We start from the raw sequence: 17,574 nt of genomic DNA on the forward strand, positions 1-17,574 counted from the left end.
AGGCTGTAGGCTGTAGGCTGTAGGCTGTAGGCTGTAGGCTGTAGGCTGTAGGCTGTAGGCTGTAGGCTGTAGGCTGTAGGCTGTAGGCTCATATTGTTTTCGTCTATCAAATGGTTAAGTAATAAATTTGGGCGATTTTATCCCAAATTTATTAGTAAGGGAATGATTTCGTGTATTTTATTTGTATTTTACACTTGTTGTTGATTGTTTACGATTTGCAACCATGATTTCCACAACAACCGTGATGTTCATGGTGTTCATGATGATGTCCGCCACATCCGCAATGATGACCCTCTTCATCATTATCATGTGCACAACAACCGCCCTCTGTATGAATATGACCATGTGCCATTTCTTCCAGTGTTGCTTCACGCGTTGCAATGACCTCTACGGAAAAATGCAATTCTTGACCGGCAAGCATATGGTTACCATCAACTACCACCTCATTTTCATTTACTTCAGTGATAACAACAGGTAATGGCCCAAGATCCGTATCTGCGATAAAACGCATACCGACTACCAGCTCATCAACGCCCACAAAAATATCTTTGGGTACACGTTGCACCATGTTTTCATTATATTCTCCGTACCCTTCTTCCGGTTTTACACGCACTTCGAATTTATCACCGACAGATTTACCTTCCAGTGCATTCTCCAGTCCGATCACGAGGTTCTGATGTCCATGTAAATATTCTAAAGGTTGATTTGCCGGTGCTTCATCAACCAATACGCCGTCTTCAGTGCGTACTTGGTAAGCGATACTTACCACAACATTTTTTTCTACTTTCATTTTTATTCCTTTATGCTGTAAAAGTGCGGTCATTTTAGCCAAAATATTGGCTATTGTCATTCATCTTCATTTGGATATTCGTCAAAAAATTCTCCGTCATTACCATATTCATCTTCTGTTGCATTCGGATCTTCGAAGTAAGTACCCCATCCGTCATAAATGCCGCCGAATTTTGTGATTAATGGCAATAAGTCTTTTTGTTGTGCATCAATGATTTCTGCTTTTAAATTAACTTCACTAATGATGTCAAAGCAGAAAATAGATTTACCTTGTTCATCTTCAAATTCTTCCGCTTCAGAAACTTCATAGCCTGCTTTGAAAGCATCAACGGCGATTTTTTCTAACTTATCAAAATCGTCATGTGCGATATGATGTTCAATAATATATAAAGCATCAGGATCACTACCGTCATTGAGTAAATCAGTAATAATTTTTCTGGTTTCTTCTTGGAGATCTACAAGTGCAGTCATATTTTTTCCTTTATGTTTATTTAGGGAGTGGGGATAAATTCATTGCGTTGATATAATTTAATTGTCGCCATGCTTCATAGACAGTAACCGCAACAGCATTGGATAAATTCATGCTACGGCTATTTTCTATCATTGGAATACGAATTTTTTGTGTTGTCGGTAAGTTATCTAAAATTGACATTGGGATACCTCTAGTTTCCGGGCCGAACATAAGATAGTCGCCCAACTCAAAATTTACTTGGCTATGTGCAGGTGTACCTTTTGTTGTGAGTGCAAAAAGACGGTTAGGTTGTTCTGTGTTTAGAAATTCATTAAAAGTTTTATGCTTTTTGATTTGTGCAAATTCATGATAATCCAAACCTGAACGGCGTAATTTTTTATCGTCCCAAGTAAATCCTAAGGGTTCGATTAAATGTAAACGAAAACCCGTATTGGCACATAGGCGAATAATATTTCCCGTATTTTGGGGAATTTCCGGTTCATACAGTACGATGTCTAACATAACAAAATCCTCGTTTATGCAACATGGGGAATTTTACTCTTTTATCAACTAATCACAAAATTATTCCTACCGATTCCTTCAAAAAATACTTCTAAGCAAACAGAAAGTGCGGTCTAAATGTGCATAAAAAAGGCGGAGAACTCTCCGCCTTTCATGATGGAAAATATATTATTAAGCTTTAGGACCAGCTGCGATGAGTGCTTTTCCTTCTTCATTTGTAGCATATTTTTCAAAGTTTTTCACGAAACGACTTGCAAGGTCTTCCGCTTTTGCTTGCCATTGTGCTTTATCCGCATAAGTATCACGAGGATCTAAGATTGCAGGATCAACACCCGGTAATGCTTTTGGAATGGCTAAATCGAAGATTGGTAATGATCCCATTTCCGCACTTTCAATTGAACCGTCTAAGATAGCGTCGATAATACCACGAGTATCTTTAATTGAGATGCGTTTACCTGTACCGTTCCAACCTGTATTGACTAAGTACGCTTCAGCACCAGAATCTTTCATACGTTTTACCAACACTTCTGCGTATTGGGTTGGGTGCAAACTTAAGAATGCCGCACCGAAACAGGCGGAGAATGTTGGCGTCGGCTCAGTAATGCCACGCTCTGTACCGGCTAATTTTGCAGTGAAACCGGATAAGAAGTAGTATTTAGTTTGTTCAGGTGTGAGTTTTGAAACCGGAGGTAAGACACCGAACGCATCTGCCGTTAAGAAGATAACTTTTGTTGCATGTCCTGCTTTTGATACCGGTTTAACAATATTGTCAATGTGGTAAATTGGATAAGATACACGAGTATTCTCCGTTTTTGAACCGTCATCAAAGTCAACGGAACCATCCTCACGAACGACAACATTTTCTAACAACGCATCACGTCTGATTGCACGATAAATATCAGGCTCGCTTTCTGCGGAAAGTTTGATTGTTTTTGCATAACAACCACCTTCATAGTTGAAGACACCGTCATCATCCCAGCCATGTTCATCATCACCGATTAATTGACGTTTCGGATCGGTTGAAAGCGTTGTTTTACCTGTACCGGATAGGCCGAAGAAAATCGCCACATCGCCATCTTTGCCTACGTTTGCAGAACAGTGCATTGAGGCGATACCTTTTAATGGTAAGAAGTAGTTCATCATTGAGAACATCCCTTTTTTCATTTCACCGCCGTACCAAGTACCGCCGATTAATTGAACGCCCTCAGTAATGTTAAATGCCACAAAGTTCTCTGAATTTAATCCTTGCTCTTTCCAATTCGGGTTAGTTACTTTAGAACCGTTCATAACCGTAAAGTCCGGTTTGAAATTTTGCAATTCTTCATCAGACGGACGAATAAACATATTTTTTACAAAATGTGCCTGCCATGCGACTTCAGTAACAATACGCACTGCTAAACGTGTATCAGGGTTTGCTCCGCAAAAAGCGTCGATAACAAACAAACGCTTGCCGGAAAGCTGTTTGGTGACCAACCCTTTCAAACTTTGCCAAGTTTCTTGGTTCATCGGCTTATTGTCGTTTTTCGCCGCATCGCTCGTCCACCATACTGTATTTTTTGTTTTTTCATCTAAAACAATGTACTTATCTTTTGGCGAACGACCGGTAAAAATTCCCGTATCTACCGCAACCGCACCTGAAGTGGTAACAACACCTTTCTCGAAGCCCGCTAAACCCGGTTTGGTTTCTTCTTCAAAAAGTTGTTCATAACTCGGATTATGGACAATCTCTTTTACATCATAGATGCCTAATTCACCTAATTCATTTATTACTTTGTTTAAGTCAGTCATAAAACACCTCATAGTTAAAAGTTAATTTTAAAAGTTAATCATTTAGTGGTAGATATTATAGTGAAAATAAGAAATAAAAAATGTTATCTTGATCTCAAAATTGAAAAATAAATGAAATGAATGTTGAGAATTATAAAAAGCGATGGTTGAACCATCGCTTTGAATTAAGATTAATATGATTATGGATAAACAGGAAGACGTTTGCAAATTGCTAATACTTTTTCTTTAGTATCAGCAATGACTTGTTCATGGTTATCTTTATTCATACTGTCTAAAATATCGCACATCCAACCGGCAAGTTCCGCCACATCTTCTTCGTTGAAGCCTCGACGAGTTACAGCAGGTGTTCCCACACGAATACCTGAGGTAACGAACGGTTTTTGCGGATCATTAGGAACCGCATTTTTATTAACAGTAATATTGGCACGACTTAACGCCGCATCAGCCGCTTTACCGGTTAAGCCATGATTGACTAAATCAACTAAGAATAAATGGTTTTCTGTACCGTTAGAGACAACGTTGTAACCACGTTGTTTAAAAACTTTTACCATAGCTTTTGCATTTTTTACTACTTGTGCTTGATAAGTTTTGAACTCAGGTTCCAAAGCTTCTTTAAAACAAACGGCTTTCGCTGCAATAACATGAACTAACGGTCCGCCTTGTCCTGCCGGAAATACCGCACTATTTAATTTTTTGTAAAGTTCTTCATTGCCGTTGGCAAGAATTAACCCTCCACGAGGCCCCGCTAAGGTTTTGTGTGTTGTGGTGGTAACTACATGAGCATGTGGCATTGGGCTTGGATATACACCGGCGGCAATAAGCCCTGCAACATGTGCCATATCAACAAATAAATATGCACCTACTTCATCGGCAATTTCACGCATTTTTGCCCAGTCAACGATTTGAGAATAGGCAGAAAATCCGCCGACGATCATTTTTGGTTTCACTTCATGAGCCTGTTTACGCAACGCATCATAGTCAATCAGTCCTTCGGATGTAATACCGTATTGCTCCGCTTTATAAATTTTACCGGAGAAACTGACCGAGGCACCGTGAGTTAAATGTCCCCCATGAGCAAGGCTCATTCCTAAAATGGTGTCCCCCGGATTTAATAATGCCATATAAACCGCCGCATTTGCTTGTGAGCCGGAGTGCGGTTGAACGTTAGCATAATCTGCACCGAACAACTCTTTTGCCCGATCAATCGCTAATTGTTCAACAATATCTGCATATTCACAACCGCCATAATAACGTTTACCCGGATAGCCTTCTGCATATTTATTGGTGAATTGACAACCTTGTGCTTCCATTACTCGTGGGCTGGCATAGTTTTCTGAGGCAATTAGCTCAATATGCTCTTCTTGACGAAGATTTTCATCTTGAATGGCTTGCCATAAAACCGGATCGTAATCGGCAATATTCATACTTCTTTTTAACATTATGTTTTCCTCTTTGCTCACTTATGAAATGGTAACAGTTTACCTGTTTTAACTTAAAAATTTAATTAAAAATTAATTCCTATTTTTCATCGGTGTAATGAAAAAATTTCATTCATAAATACCGATAAGATTGACCGCACTTTTATTGATTTTCTCTTGCTACGGCACGATAACCAATATCTTGCCGATAAAAACGTCCGCTCCATTGGATTTGTTTCGCCAATTTTAATGCTTGCTGTTGTGCGGCAAAAACATTTTCACCCATCGCTGTTACACAAAGCACACGCCCTCCATTCGTCAATAATCGCTCTCCTTTTTGCTCAACTCCGGCTAAAAAAACTTTTTGATTTTCACCCGCACTTATTGGCAAGCCTTGAATTTCATCGCCTTTGCGATAGTTATTCGGATAGCCTTCTGCGGCTAAAACAATACCAAGTGCCGCTTGCTCAGACCATTCAGATTTCACTTGATCCAATTTACCCTCGCAGGCATTTAAACAAAGCTCAACCAAATCAGACCGCATACGCATCATAATCGGTTGGGTTTCAGGGTCGCCAAAACGACAGTTAAATTCAATTACTTTAGGCTGTCCGTGTTTATCAATCATTAAACCGGCATATAAAAAACCTGTATAAATATTGCCTTCTTTCGCCATGCCATTCACGGTAGGATAAATGATCTGTTGCATAATTCGCGTATGAATTTCCGGTGTCACTACAGGTGCCGGAGAATACGCTCCCATTCCCCCTGTATTCGGACCAGTATCATTTTCGCCAACACGTTTATGATCTTGTGAAGTCGCCATCGGCTCTACATTTTTACCGTCTACCATAACAATAAAACTGGCTTCTTCACCCTCTAAAAATTCCTCAATCACTACTTTGCTACCAGCTTTGCCAAAAGCATTACCGGAAAGCATATCTTGAATAGCTTTTTCCGCCTCAGCCAACGTCATTGCAACAATCACACCTTTGCCTGTAGCCAAACCGTCTGCTTTAACAACAATCGGTGCATCTTTTTCACGCACATAAGCAATCGCTTTTTCTGCATCAGTAAAACTGCGGTATTCAGCAGTAGGAATATGATGGCGAGCAAGAAAATCTTTCGTAAATGCCTTTGAGCCTTCTAATTGAGCCGCCGCTTGAGTTGGACCAAAGATTTTTAACCCTGATGCTCGAAAAGCATCGACCACACCAAGCACTAAAGGTGCTTCAGGTCCCACGATAGTCAAGCCAATTTGATTTTCTTGTGCAAAGTTGACCAGTGCATCAATATCAGTAGCGGAAATAGCTACATTTTCCACCGCACATTTTCCGTCTGTTTCCATAGCTGTCCCCGCATTGCCGGGTGCAACAAATATTTTGCTTGCTAAAGGTGATTGTGCGACTTTCCACACCAAAGCATGTTCACGTCCACCATTTCCGATAATTAAAATATTCATTGTTTTTCCTTCCTTAACTGTTTTTTAGGAATAAAGAAAGCGGGAGGCGTATTTTCCTTAATATTTAAATACCCTGAATCTCCCGTTAGAATTGAATGATTAATTGTACCATCCCTACAATCAGATATATCCATATCATAACTCATGATGTTAATTAAAAATGTAGCCAGTTGCTGATGAAACATTTTTTTACAAGATGAAAAATGGTTATGAAAAATATCTTGTAAAAACTTATTTTCAGAATAAATAAAAATAGGCACTAAATAATTAGCTTCATTTAATGTTCCTTGATTATATACTTCATTAGAAACAAACTGTCCGTGATCGGAAGTATAAATTAAAACCCAATCTTCAGGTTTTAAAGATGTTTTAAGATAATTAAACACTTTTTCAATTAATTTATCCGTATTATATATAGTACTATCATATTTATCTAAAGGGGTGTTCTCTTTGAAAACTTTTTCTTGCTCAGATAAATAATAAGCATAGGGTGTATGAGATCCTCTTTGGTGTAAAACAACGAAGTGCTTCTTACCCCCCCCACCTCACTTAAATCTATATTTTCCAGTAATGGAAATAAGTTATGATCATGCATTCCTTCAGAAGATTTATACCCAAGGCTATTAGGAAAACGCAAATCATCGACCCACGTTTTACCCATAAGACTCATAATCATCATTTGATTTTCAGGTTGTGAAGAATAGAAATATGTTTCATATCCCTGCTCTTTAGCTAAGCGGAATAAGTTAGTTCTTCCGCTAACAATTTGTTCTAACCCATTTGGTTTTGGAATGGCATTAAACAATGATGGGAGAGAAATAGCAGTCCTTGAGCCTGCTGAATATGCAGGTTTTAATAATGTTTCAGTAGGAAAATTTTTTGATAAAGATGTTAAGAATGGGGTGGTTTCTCTCTCATACCCCAATGCACTTACATTATTTGCACTTACACTTTCTCCCATAATCCAAATAATATTAGGTATTTGGAATGAGAATTTAGGTTTCGGCTTCGGCTTATCTTTGTAATAAACCGATACGTTGCTCAAATTAAATAAATCATAGGGTAAAGTTCTACCTATAAAATATCCAAAAGAAAAATAATTTGCTTTAATTCTTGAGTAGCCCGGATTGGAAGTAATTCCCAGTTCTTGATCAGAATAAAAACTACGAATAAAAATATAAGCCATACTTAATAGGAATAAAATATCTGCAATTAAATATGTTTTTTTTCTAAATCTTGAAATAGAAGAAAAAATAAGAATATCAAAAACACCCCAAATTATCCCTCCGGATATTTTATCCAACATATGAATACCGGCATTTGTAACTTCCCAATATTCTTTAAACATTAATAAATAATTTGTACCATTAATCCAGCTTTGATAGACCTCATAATGAACATTATTAACTAACGTACTACAAGAAAAAAATAACAAAATAATAAAACGAGTTATCTTATATTTTGAGAAATAAAATAATGAAATTAAAATAAATATTATTAGAAAACTCTCACTAATTTTGTATAAACTATTTATTCCAAAAAAATAGCGATAAAGTATTTCACTAATTAATAAAACAGCAGAATAACTCAACAAAACAATGATATTTTTCATGAAAATCCTTATTTATTAATGTCTAAAATGACGCATTTTAGTGAGTACCATTACCATATTATGCTCATTGGCGGCATCGATAACTTCTTGATCACGCATTGAACCGCCCGGATGGATTACGCATTCAATACCAACTTTTGCGGCTGCATCAATGCCATCACGGAACGGAAAGAAAGCATCCGATGCCATTACACAGCCTTTTACTTCCAAACCTTCATCTTTTGCTTTGATCCCTGCAATTTTCGCTGAATAAACACGGCTCATTTGTCCGGCACCAATCCCTACAGTTTGATTATTTTTAGCGTATACAATAGCGTTGGATTTCACAAATTTTGCCACTTTCCAACAGAATAAAAGATCTTCCAACTCTTGTTTGGTCGGTTGACGTTTACTGACTACTTCAAGATCTGCTAAATCCACCATAGATAAATCAGCCTCTTGTACCAACAAACCGCCATTGACACGTTTAAAATCCAAGCGTTGTATTGCACTTTCCCAATTGCCACACATCAATAAGCGAACATTTTTCTTACTTTTCACAATTTCTTGGGCGGCGGAACTGACGGTCGGTGCAATGATCACTTCAACGAATTGCCGCTCAATAATGGCTTTTGCCGTGTCTTCATCTAACTCACGATTAAATGCAATAATTCCACCGAAAGCTGAGGTTGGATCCGTTTGGTAAGCTCGATTATAGGCTTCGAGAATATCCTTGCCCAGTGCTACACCGCAAGGGTTAGCATGCTTAACAATAACACAAGCCGGCTCGGAAAAAGATTTCACACATTCAAGTGCGGCATCAGTGTCGGCAATATTATTATAAGAAAGTGCTTTACCTTGTAACTGTTTAGCGGTTGAGACACTTGCTTCTTTTACGTCTTGTTCTACATAGAATGCTGCTTTTTGATGACCGTTTTCACCATAACGCATAGATTGTTTACGTATAAAATTAAGATTTAAAGTTCGTGGAAATTGACCGCACTTCGCTTCAGCTTCTTCTTCAGCTCTGAAATAAGGTTTTACCATTTGTCCGAAATAATTGGCGATCATGCTGTCATATTGTGCGGTATGTTCAAACGCTTTAATGGCTAAATCAAATCTTGTCTCTAATGTTAAACTATTTCGATTTTGATCCATTTCAGCAAGAATTGCATTAAAATCGCCATTATTGACTACAATAGCCACATGTTGATGATTTTTTGCGGCAGAACGTACCATTGTCGGACCGCCAATATCAATGTTTTCTACTGCATCTTCAAGTGTGCAATCAGGTTTTGCTACAGTTGCCGCAAAAGGATATAAGTTCACTACAACCATATCAATAGCATCAATTTGATGTTGCATCATAACTTCATCATCTATACCACGGCGACCTAAAATGCCCCCATGAATTTTAGGATGCAAGGTTTTTACACGTCCCTCCATCATTTCAGGAAAACCTGTATAATCAGATACTTCCGTAACAGGAACCCCGTTTTCAGCGAGTAATTTTGCCGTCCCCCCTGTTGATAATAGTTTTACACCTCGTTTAACTAAACCTTGTGCAAATTCAACAATTCCTGATTTATCTGAAACGCTGAGTAATGCTTGACGAATAGGATGATTTAATTGCATTGAATATTTCCTTTATTTTAACCGACAAAAAACGCAGGCATTATAACGCAAACGTTTGCTCTTGTGTAAATAAAAAAGCCTATAATTAAGTACAGAATGAATACATGTAGCGGTAAAATTATTTTTCCACTGCTTTATATACGCACTAAAATACCCTGACATTTTTTGCAAAAATATACCGCACTTTTTTGTTGAATGTTGTGATGACGACGTGCGGACAATTGATGGGTTTGACATTGACATTGATAAGTAAACGTTTTGCCTCTTACATTCGTTACATCAAACTGATGACACGTATCCGCCGGAAGCTGAAAAATCTTGTTCATCACATGTTGCCATTCTGAGCCGTGAGGTTTTACACGCCCGAATTGTTGATACACAATTAAATGTGCCAACTCATGAGGAACTACTTGCTGAATAAATTGTTGCGGATTTTCCAGCAATAAAGTGCGGTTTAATTTTATGCTGTTTTGTTGTAAATAGGCGACCCCTGCTTTCATTCCTCGCACATCATAACTGACTGTCGGCATCGCAAAATTACATTGAAAATATTGTTCAGCCAGTATTAAGCAATCTCTTAAACGTCTTTGGATTTGCATTTTTATATGACGAAACTCAGCTAAATTTTGTTCAGTTTTAGGCATAAAGTGCGGTCAATTTTGGGTAAGATTTATAAACAAAAGGCGAACTGTTGAGTTCGCCTCATATGAGAAATTAATCGTTATTTTAAACTTGCGGCAGCACGTAATTCTTCTGCACGATCCACTTTTTCCCAAGGGAATTGTTCTCGTCCAAAATGTCCATAAGCGGCGGTTTGACGATAAATAGGTTGGATTAAATCCAGCATTTTAATTAAGCCATAAGGACGTAAATCAAAAAATTCACGAATCAGAGCAACCAGTAATTCATTGGCAACTTTTCCTGTACCAAAAGTTTCCACCATAATCGACGTTGGTTCCGCTACACCGATAGCATAAGAAAGTTGAATTTCACACCGATCAGCCAGCCCCGCAGCAACAATATTTTTGGCAACATAACGAGCGGCATAAGCTGCCGAACGATCCACTTTTGACGGATCTTTACCTGAAAATGCACCACCGCCGTGTCTTGCCGCTCCACCGTAAGTATCTACAATAATTTTACGTCCAGTTAAACCGCAATCTCCCATTGGACCGCCAATAACAAAACGACCGGTTGGGTTGATAAAATATTTCGTCTCTTTTGATAACCATTCTGCCGGTAAAATCGGTTTAATAATTTCTTCCATTACCCCTTCGTGAACAGTTTTTTGATCAACATTATCAGAATGCTGAGTGGAAAGGACAACTGCGTCAATTCCGACGATTCTATTATCTTCGTATTTCAACGTAACCTGACTTTTGGCATCGGGACGCAACCAATCTAATATACCTTTTTTACGCACTTGTGCTTGACGTTCCATTAAGCGGTGAGCATAAGTAATAGCGGCAGGCATTAAAACGTCGGTTTCATTCGTTGCATAGCCAAACATAATCCCTTGATCACCGGCACCTTGATCTAATGGACTTTCACGATCCACTCCCTGATTAATATCAGAAGATTGTTTACCAATGGCATTTAATACCGCACATGAATGCCCGTCAAAGCCTATGTCCGAATGTTTATAGCCAATATCGCAAATTACTTGACGTGTTAAGTTCTCAATATCCACCCAAGCAGAAGTTGTAATTTCACCGCCGACTAGAGCCATACCTGTTTTTACATAGGTTTCACAAGCTACTCGAGCTTTTGGATCTTGTCTCAAAATCTCATCAAGTACTGCATCGGAAATTTGATCGGCAATTTTGTCCGGATGTCCTTCCGATACAGATTCGGAGGTAAATAAATAAGATGACATAGATTTTCCTTAATGGTAGAAATTTTTATTAATATTTTTTAGATGTTTTAACGTCTAGACGGCTATATTACGCTTTTTTAATTAAAAGGCAAGTCTTAATTTAGGTTGTATAAAGGGACAGATTGTGAAACAATCTGCAAATTATTCGGCATTGTGCGGACAACAATATTTTCATTTCAATAATTTAACAATTCTCAAAAAAGAAAATATATTGGTTAGCACCTACTTCATGTCAAGGTTATTAAAAATTAACAATTAATTAAGGTGAAGGAGAGTGATCGATTTCGATGGATATCGCCCTAATGTAGGTATCGTGATCTGCAATGCAGAAAGGCAGGTGCTTTGGGCGAAAAGATATGGACAAAACTCTTGGCAGTTTCCACAAGGTGGCATAAATGACAATGAAACTGCTGAGCAGGCGATGTATCGTGAATTATATGAAGAAGCCGGTTTAACACCGAAAGATGTCGAGATTTTATATGTTTCAAAACACTGGCTACGCTATAAATTACCAAAACGCTTACTTCGTCATGATAACCGACCAATTTGTATCGGACAAAAACAACGTTGGTTTTTATTGCAATTGGTTTCTGATGAAAAAAGAATCAATATGCAGCACACAAAATCACCGGAATTTGATGGTTGGCGTTGGGTCAGTTTTTGGTATCCGGTGAGGCAAGTTGTCACATTTAAAAAAGATGTTTACCGTAAGGTAATGAAAGAGTTTGCATTGTTTTTATTTGATACAAATTTAAAATCTCGACTATCTGTACCGGAAGAAAAAAAAATGTTTTCATCGGTTAAGAAAAAACTTATTCACAAAAAAAATCATAAATATTCTTCAAATCAGTGAGGGGGATAAAATGTTAACCTTTTTTCTCATTTGTCTAGGTGTAGGAACCTTTGCAGGGTTTCTTGCTGGATTATTCGGTATTGGCGGAGGACTCATTATTGTTCCTACGCTTGTGTATTTACTTCCGATGGTTGGTGTGCCGGATCATCTGCTCATGTCAACCGCACTTGGTACGTCTTTCGCTACAATTGTCATCACCAGTTTTTCTTCAGCACAGCGTCATTACAAACTTGGTAATGTAGTTTGGGATGCAGTTAAAATTCTCATTCCAACTCTGATGTTATCAACGTTTGTTTTTACCGGTATTGTCAGTCAATTAGATAAGAGTTTATCCAGTAAACTCTTTGCAGTTTTAGTCGCTTATATGGCAATAAGAATGGTTATTTCCACTAAAATTCAAATCAAAAATACTAAAAAACTCACTCCTTTATCGTCAGTTATTGGCGGCGTTTTAATTGGTATTGTGTCCAGCATTGCAGGCATTGGCGGTGGCGGATTTATCGTACCGTTTTTAAATTCTCGGGGTGTAGATATAAAGAAAGCTATTGGATCTTCCGCAGTTTGCGGCATGCTATTAGGGCTATCGGGGGCACTCAGTTTTATGCGTAGTGGTTGGGGCGTTACTGAAATGCCGGAATATTCGCTTGGTTATGTCTATTTACCTGCTGTTTTAGGCATTACCATCACCTCATTTTTTACGTCAAAAATAGGTGCAACTACGACATCCAAACTGCCTGTACCTACATTAAAACGCTATTTCGCAATAATGCTTTGTGTGATTGCACTTAATATGCTTTTTAAATAAGGAAATTTAATGAATACATTTTTTCAAATGCCCTATATTGATCCTGTCATGTTTAGCTTAGGACCCGTCAGTTTACATTGGTATGGTGTTATGTATTTGCTCGGTTTTGGTTTTGCTTATTGGCTCGGAACGGCTCGGGCGAAAAAATCAAATGGAGTATGGACATCAGAACAACTGGAACAATTATTATACAACGGATTTTTTGGCGTTATTTTAGGTGGAAGAATCGGTGATGTGTTCTTTTACAACGTTGATAAGTTTTTTGCTGATCCACTCTATCTATTTCGTATTTGGGAAGGTGGAATGTCTTTCCACGGTGGATTAATCGGCGTCATTCTCGCAATGATTTGGACATCTCGTCGCCAACGTCGCTGTTTTTGGCAGACTGCAGATTTTGTCGCTCCTTTAATTCCTTTCGGTTTAGGCATGGGAAGAATTGGTAACTTTATTAACAGCGAATTATGGGGAAGAGTAACAGATGTACCTTGGGCAATCATTCCTTACGCTTCAACCACACCTCGACATCCCTCTCAACTCTATGAAGCCTTTTTAGAAGGTTTCATTTTATTAATCATCTTAAATCTCTATATTCGCAAACCACGCCCAACCGGTTCCGTAGCAGGATTGTTTCTAATCGGCTATGGTATCTTCCGTTTCCTAGTGGAATATGTACGAGAAATTGATCACAACGTAAATACCATTGATGACCTTCTCACTCGAGGGCAATTACTCTGTTTACCAATGATATTCGGCGGACTTGCCGTGATGATTTGGTCTTATTCTCGTTCAAAGGCAAATAAAAGTGCGGTTAAAAAAGGGTAAATTTTTATGCGTCAATATTTAAATTTATGTCAACGTATTATTGATCAAGGTCATTGGGTCGAAAACGAACGCACGGAAAAACGTTGCTTAACGGTTATTAACGCCGATCTCACCTATGATGTTGCAAACAACCAATTTCCTTTAATTACGACTAGAAAAAGTTACTGGAAAGCGGCTATCGCTGAATTTTTAGGCTATATTCGAGGCTATGACAATGCTGCTGATTTTCGTAAATTAGGCACTAAAACATGGGACGCAAATGCCAATGAAAATCAAGCATGGCTCAATAATCCGGTACGTAAAGGTACAGACGATATGGGAAGAGTATATGGCGTACAAGGTCGTCGTTGGCGGAAACCGAACGGAGAAACTGTCGATCAGCTACGTAAAATCGTCAATAACCTGAGCAAAGGGATTGATGATCGAGGAGAGATTTTAACCTTTTTCAATCCCGGTGAAATTGATCTGGGTTGCTTACGCCCCTGCATGCATACTCACACATTTTCTTTACTGGGCGATACACTTTATTTAACCAGTTATCAACGTTCATGTGATGTTCCGCTGGGACTCAATTTCAATCAAATTCAAGTATTCACATTCTTAGCATTAATGGCACAAATTACCGGCAAAAAAGCGGGACAAGCCTATCATAAAATTATCAATGCACATATTTACGAAGATCAGTTTGAATTAATGCGTGATGTACAGCTTAAAAGAGAGCCGTTTCCGCTTCCTCGATTAGAAATTAATCCTGATATTAAAACCTTGGAAGATTTAGAAACTTGGGTAACAATGGACGACTTCAAAGTGATTGGCTATCAATGCCATGAGGCGATTAAATACCCCTTCTCAGTTTAAAAAATAGGAAAAACCTCAACAGTGCGGTCTGATTTTGATGAAAAAATGATGCGTTATGCCTTATCTCTAGCGGATAAGGCGGAGGCATTGGGAGAAATTCCTGTCGGGGCGGTTTTAGTGGATAAACAAGGCGATATTCTTGCAGAAGGATGGAACCTATCCATTATTCACAACGATCCTACCGCACATGCAGAGATTATTGCATTACGCCAAGCCGGACAAAAATTACAAAATTATCGTTTACTTGACACAACCCTCTATGTCACGCTGGAGCCTTGTACGATGTGTGCCGGTGCCATTTTACACAGCCGAATCGGGCGTTTAGTATTCGGTGCTTATGACTACAAAACAGGTGCGGTCGGCTCACGCTTTCATTTTTTTAATGATTACAAAATGAACCATATGCTGGAAATTACAGGGGGTGTGTTGCAAGAAGAATGTAGCCAAAAAATTAGTACATTTTTTCAAAAACGTAGAAAACAAAAAAAGGCATTTAAAGCCCAACTTTAAACCTTTCCTTTAATTCTTGTAACTGATCTCTAATTGCAGCCGCTTTTTCAAATTCTAAATCTTGGGCAAATTTATACATCTGTTGTTCAAGTTTTTTCACTTGTTGTTGATAGTCCTTAGGCGAATTTATCTTTTGATAAAGTGCGGATGATTCCGCCACAGTTTTAGCACGAGCCTTTGTTTTACTTTTCGTTATAGCACCTTGCCCAATATCCAGTAATTCGCCCACTTTTTTATTTAAAGCCTGTGGCACAATGCCTTTTTCCGCATTGTATTTCATTTGTTTTTCTCGCCGACGATGAGTTTCATCAATCGCTTTTTGCATAGATTTCGTTATGCTGTCTGCGTATAAAATCGCTTTTCCGTTTAAATTTCGTGCCGCACGACCGATAGTCTGAATAAGAGAACGTTCAGAACGAAGAAACCCCTCTTTATCGGCATCTAAAATCGCAACTAAGGAAACTTCCGGAATATCCAAACCCTCTCGCAGTAAGTTAATCCCAACTAATACATCAAATTCACCTAAACGCAAATCACGAATGATTTCAACACGTTCAACGGTATCAATATCTGAATGTAAATAGCGAACCCGAATACCATGTTCTTCTAAATAATCCGTGAGATCTTCCGCCATACGTTTGGTTAACGTGGTGACCAAAACTCGCTCATTTTGCTCCGCTCTTTTCCTTGCTTCCGATAACAAATCATCAACTTGAATCGCTACAGGACGTATCTCCACTTCCGGATCGAGTAAACCGGTAGGTCTCACAACCTGATCAATAATTTCATCGCCCGATTTTTCCAATTCATAAGGCCCCGGTGTTGCCGAAACGTAGATAGTCTGCGGTGCTAAACGCTCAAATTCTTCAAAACGTAATGGGCGATTATCCAACGCCGAAGGCAAACGAAAACCGTATTCCACAAGCGTTTCTTTGCGTGAACGGTCGCCACGATACATACCGCCTATTTGCGGAACAGTGACATGGCTTTCATCAATAATTAACAAACCATCACTTGGAATATAATCAAATAACGTTGGTGGCGGCTCCCCCTCATCTCGCCCTGATAAATAACGTGAGTAATTTTCAATCCCCGAACAATATCCCAACTCATTCATCATCTCAATATCAAATTGAGTTCGCTGAGTTAATCGTTGTTCCTCTACAAGGCGATTATTTGCCAACAAATATTCACGACGTGCCTGAAGTTCCAACTTAATTTTTTCAATCGCCTCTAAAATACGTTCTCGAGGTGTAACATAATGCGTTTTAGGATAAATAGTATAGCGAGGTATCGCACCAAAATTCGCTCCGGTCAGTGGATCAAATAAACTCAAACGCTCAATTTCATCATCAAATAACTCAATACGCACTGCCCGATCATCAGATTCAGCCGGAAAAATATCAATAATTTCTCCCCGCACTCTAAATGTCCCTCGTTGAAAAACCTGATCATTGCGGGTGTATTGTAATTCCGCCAATTTCGCCAAAATTTGGCGTTGATCAACAATCGCACCATGTTGCAAATGCAACATCATTTTCAAATAGCTATCCGGATCGCCTAAACCATAAATCGCAGAAACAGAAGCGACCACAATCGTGTCTCGCCGCTCAAGAAAAGATTTAGTCGCAGACAAACGCATTTGCTCAATTTGATCATTAATCGAAGCATCTTTTTCAATAAACGTATCACTACTCGGCACATAAGCTTCCGGCTGATAATAATCATAATAAGACACAAAATATTCCACCGCATTTTCCGGAAAAAAAGCCTTCATTTCCGCATAAAGTTGAGCAGCCAAAGTTTTATTAGGAGCCAACACCATAGCAGGACGATTCAATTTCGCAATGACATTGGCAATCGTAAAGGTTTTACCTGATCCGGTAACGCCAAGCAATGTTTGATGTGCTAACCCATCATTAAGATTCTCCGCTAATTTTGCAATAGCTTGTGGCTGATCACCAGAAGGTTGAAAGTCGGAATGTAAAATAAAAGGCTTACTGTTAATTTTGCTCATAGCAACAAAAATACTAAAAAAGGGCGGTGCATTCTAGCATAAAAAAACGTTTCTTTACTGACAAAAATAGGATAAGATGGCAAGAATTTTTTACTTGACAAATAAAATAGAACGGAAAAAATGACAGTCTACAGTCTACAGTCTACAGTCTACAGTCTACAGTCTACAGTCTACAGT

The 17,574-nt window shown here is 38.5% G+C and carries 16 protein-coding genes and 1 pseudogene; 5 read left to right on the plus strand and 12 right to left on the minus strand.

Annotated elements, in window-relative coordinates:
- Nucleotides 1-208: 208 nt before the first annotated feature.
- The 11 genes and pseudogenes from slyD to metK all read right to left on the minus strand — a co-directional run bounded on the left by slyD (nt 209) and on the right by metK (nt 11,532).
- Nucleotides 209-790 (minus strand): peptidylprolyl isomerase, encoded by a 582-nt coding sequence (slyD, locus tag HNR69_RS09290; protein WP_011609777.1) that lies wholly within the window; start codon nt 788-790, stop codon nt 209-211.
- A gap of 56 nt (nt 791-846) precedes the next feature.
- On the minus strand, nt 847-1,260 hold the full coding sequence (gene rraB / locus HNR69_RS09295) for a ribonuclease E inhibitor RraB (RefSeq protein WP_011609776.1): 414 nt from the start codon (nt 1,258-1,260) through the stop codon (nt 847-849).
- Nucleotides 1,261-1,276: 16 nt separating this feature from the next.
- The gene (gene trmL, locus HNR69_RS09300; RefSeq protein WP_075290450.1) at nt 1,277-1,762 is read right to left on the minus strand and encodes a tRNA (uridine(34)/cytosine(34)/5-carboxymethylaminomethyluridine(34)-2'-O)-methyltransferase TrmL; all 486 of its coding nucleotides are present in this window, start codon (nt 1,760-1,762) and stop codon (nt 1,277-1,279) included.
- Nucleotides 1,763-1,933: 171 nt separating this feature from the next.
- Entirely contained in the window at nt 1,934-3,550 is a 1,617-nt protein-coding gene (pckA, locus tag HNR69_RS09305) for a phosphoenolpyruvate carboxykinase (ATP) (RefSeq protein WP_011609774.1), read from the minus strand.
- 179 nt (nt 3,551-3,729) lie between these two features.
- A complete protein-coding gene (gene glyA / locus HNR69_RS09310; RefSeq protein ID WP_075294037.1) occupies nt 3,730-4,989 on the minus strand; it encodes a serine hydroxymethyltransferase in 1,260 nt (419 codons plus the stop codon).
- 142 nt (nt 4,990-5,131) lie between these two features.
- On the minus strand, nt 5,132-6,430 hold the full coding sequence (gene purD / locus HNR69_RS09315) for a phosphoribosylamine--glycine ligase (protein ID WP_075294038.1): 1,299 nt from the start codon (nt 6,428-6,430) through the stop codon (nt 5,132-5,134).
- Nucleotides 6,427-6,906: pseudogene (locus HNR69_RS09805) on the minus strand (sulfatase-like hydrolase/transferase); the annotation flags it as partial. The gene purD and the pseudogene HNR69_RS09805, both read right to left, overlap by 4 nt.
- Nucleotides 6,864-8,042 (minus strand): sulfatase-like hydrolase/transferase, encoded by a 1,179-nt coding sequence (locus tag HNR69_RS09320; protein ID WP_416182625.1) that lies wholly within the window; start codon nt 8,040-8,042, stop codon nt 6,864-6,866. The pseudogene HNR69_RS09805 and the gene HNR69_RS09320, both read right to left, overlap by 43 nt.
- Nucleotides 8,043-8,057: 15 nt before the next feature.
- Complete coding sequence (gene purH / locus HNR69_RS09325) at nt 8,058-9,656, minus strand: bifunctional phosphoribosylaminoimidazolecarboxamide formyltransferase/IMP cyclohydrolase (protein WP_075294039.1); 1,599 nt, start codon at nt 9,654-9,656, stop codon at nt 8,058-8,060.
- A gap of 134 nt (nt 9,657-9,790) precedes the next feature.
- Complete coding sequence (locus tag HNR69_RS09330) at nt 9,791-10,300, minus strand: SprT family zinc-dependent metalloprotease (protein WP_075294040.1); 510 nt, start codon at nt 10,298-10,300, stop codon at nt 9,791-9,793.
- Between the two features lie 77 nt (nt 10,301-10,377).
- Nucleotides 10,378-11,532: a methionine adenosyltransferase gene (gene metK, locus HNR69_RS09335; RefSeq protein ID WP_075294041.1), complete on the minus strand. Its 1,155-nt coding sequence runs from the start codon at nt 11,530-11,532 to the stop codon at nt 10,378-10,380.
- Nucleotides 11,533-11,806: 274 nt separating this feature from the next.
- Between metK and rppH the strand changes: the two genes are divergently transcribed.
- The 5 genes from rppH to tadA are packed head-to-tail and all read left to right on the plus strand — an operon-like array spanning nt 11,807 to nt 15,380.
- Entirely contained in the window at nt 11,807-12,385 is a 579-nt protein-coding gene (gene rppH / locus HNR69_RS09340) for an RNA pyrophosphohydrolase (protein ID WP_011609768.1), read from the plus strand.
- A gap of 10 nt (nt 12,386-12,395) precedes the next feature.
- Nucleotides 12,396-13,190 carry a sulfite exporter TauE/SafE family protein gene (locus HNR69_RS09345; RefSeq protein WP_075294042.1) on the plus strand — a complete coding sequence of 265 codons (795 nt, stop codon included), beginning with the start codon at nt 12,396-12,398 and terminating at the stop codon, nt 13,188-13,190.
- 9 nt (nt 13,191-13,199) lie between these two features.
- Nucleotides 13,200-14,012 (plus strand): prolipoprotein diacylglyceryl transferase, encoded by an 813-nt coding sequence (gene lgt / locus HNR69_RS09350; RefSeq protein WP_132995542.1) that lies wholly within the window; start codon nt 13,200-13,202, stop codon nt 14,010-14,012.
- 6 nt (nt 14,013-14,018) lie between these two features.
- A complete protein-coding gene (locus tag HNR69_RS09355) occupies nt 14,019-14,870 on the plus strand; it encodes a thymidylate synthase (protein WP_075294044.1) in 852 nt (283 codons plus the stop codon).
- Nucleotides 14,871-14,915: 45 nt separating this feature from the next.
- A complete protein-coding gene (tadA, locus tag HNR69_RS09360) occupies nt 14,916-15,380 on the plus strand; it encodes a tRNA adenosine(34) deaminase TadA (RefSeq protein ID WP_075321230.1) in 465 nt (154 codons plus the stop codon).
- On the opposite strand, the gene uvrB is transcribed toward tadA, so the two are convergent.
- Nucleotides 15,364-17,397, minus strand: a complete 2,034-nt coding sequence (gene uvrB / locus HNR69_RS09365; protein WP_183405674.1) for an excinuclease ABC subunit UvrB — start codon at nt 17,395-17,397, stop codon at nt 15,364-15,366. The genes tadA and uvrB overlap by 17 nt on opposite strands.
- Nucleotides 17,398-17,574: the final 177 nt, after the last annotated feature.

Origin of the sequence: Histophilus somni (assembly GCF_014202395.1) — a bacterium.
GTDB classification, from domain to species: domain Bacteria; phylum Pseudomonadota; class Gammaproteobacteria; order Enterobacterales; family Pasteurellaceae; genus Histophilus; species Histophilus somni.

Bases quoted from the DNA above. Each gene is read 5' to 3' on its own strand.
- HNR69_RS09320 (WP_416182625.1), bottom strand. From the start codon at position 8,042: ATGAAAAATATCATTGTTTTGTTGAGTTATTCTGCTGTTTTATTAATT.
- HNR69_RS09345 (WP_075294042.1), top strand. From the start codon at position 12,396: ATGTTAACCTTTTTTCTCATTTGTCTAGGTGTAGGAACCTTTGCAGGG.
- trmL (WP_075290450.1), bottom strand. From the start codon at position 1,762: ATGTTAGACATCGTACTGTATGAACCGGAAATTCCCCAAAATACGGGA.
- HNR69_RS09330 (WP_075294040.1), bottom strand. From the start codon at position 10,300: ATGCCTAAAACTGAACAAAATTTAGCTGAGTTTCGTCATATAAAAATG.
- lgt (WP_132995542.1), top strand. From the start codon at position 13,200: ATGAATACATTTTTTCAAATGCCCTATATTGATCCTGTCATGTTTAGC.
- HNR69_RS09355 (WP_075294044.1), top strand. From the start codon at position 14,019: ATGCGTCAATATTTAAATTTATGTCAACGTATTATTGATCAAGGTCAT.
- metK (WP_075294041.1), bottom strand. From the start codon at position 11,532: ATGTCATCTTATTTATTTACCTCCGAATCTGTATCGGAAGGACATCCG.
- tadA (WP_075321230.1), top strand. From the start codon at position 14,916: ATGATGCGTTATGCCTTATCTCTAGCGGATAAGGCGGAGGCATTGGGA.
- rraB (WP_011609776.1), bottom strand. From the start codon at position 1,260: ATGACTGCACTTGTAGATCTCCAAGAAGAAACCAGAAAAATTATTACT.
- pckA (WP_011609774.1), bottom strand. From the start codon at position 3,550: ATGACTGACTTAAACAAAGTAATAAATGAATTAGGTGAATTAGGCATC.
- purH (WP_075294039.1), bottom strand. From the start codon at position 9,656: ATGCAATTAAATCATCCTATTCGTCAAGCATTACTCAGCGTTTCAGAT.
- uvrB (WP_183405674.1), bottom strand. From the start codon at position 17,397: ATGAGCAAAATTAACAGTAAGCCTTTTATTTTACATTCCGACTTTCAA.
- purD (WP_075294038.1), bottom strand. From the start codon at position 6,430: ATGAATATTTTAATTATCGGAAATGGTGGACGTGAACATGCTTTGGTG.
- slyD (WP_011609777.1), bottom strand. From the start codon at position 790: ATGAAAGTAGAAAAAAATGTTGTGGTAAGTATCGCTTACCAAGTACGC.
- glyA (WP_075294037.1), bottom strand. From the start codon at position 4,989: ATGTTAAAAAGAAGTATGAATATTGCCGATTACGATCCGGTTTTATGG.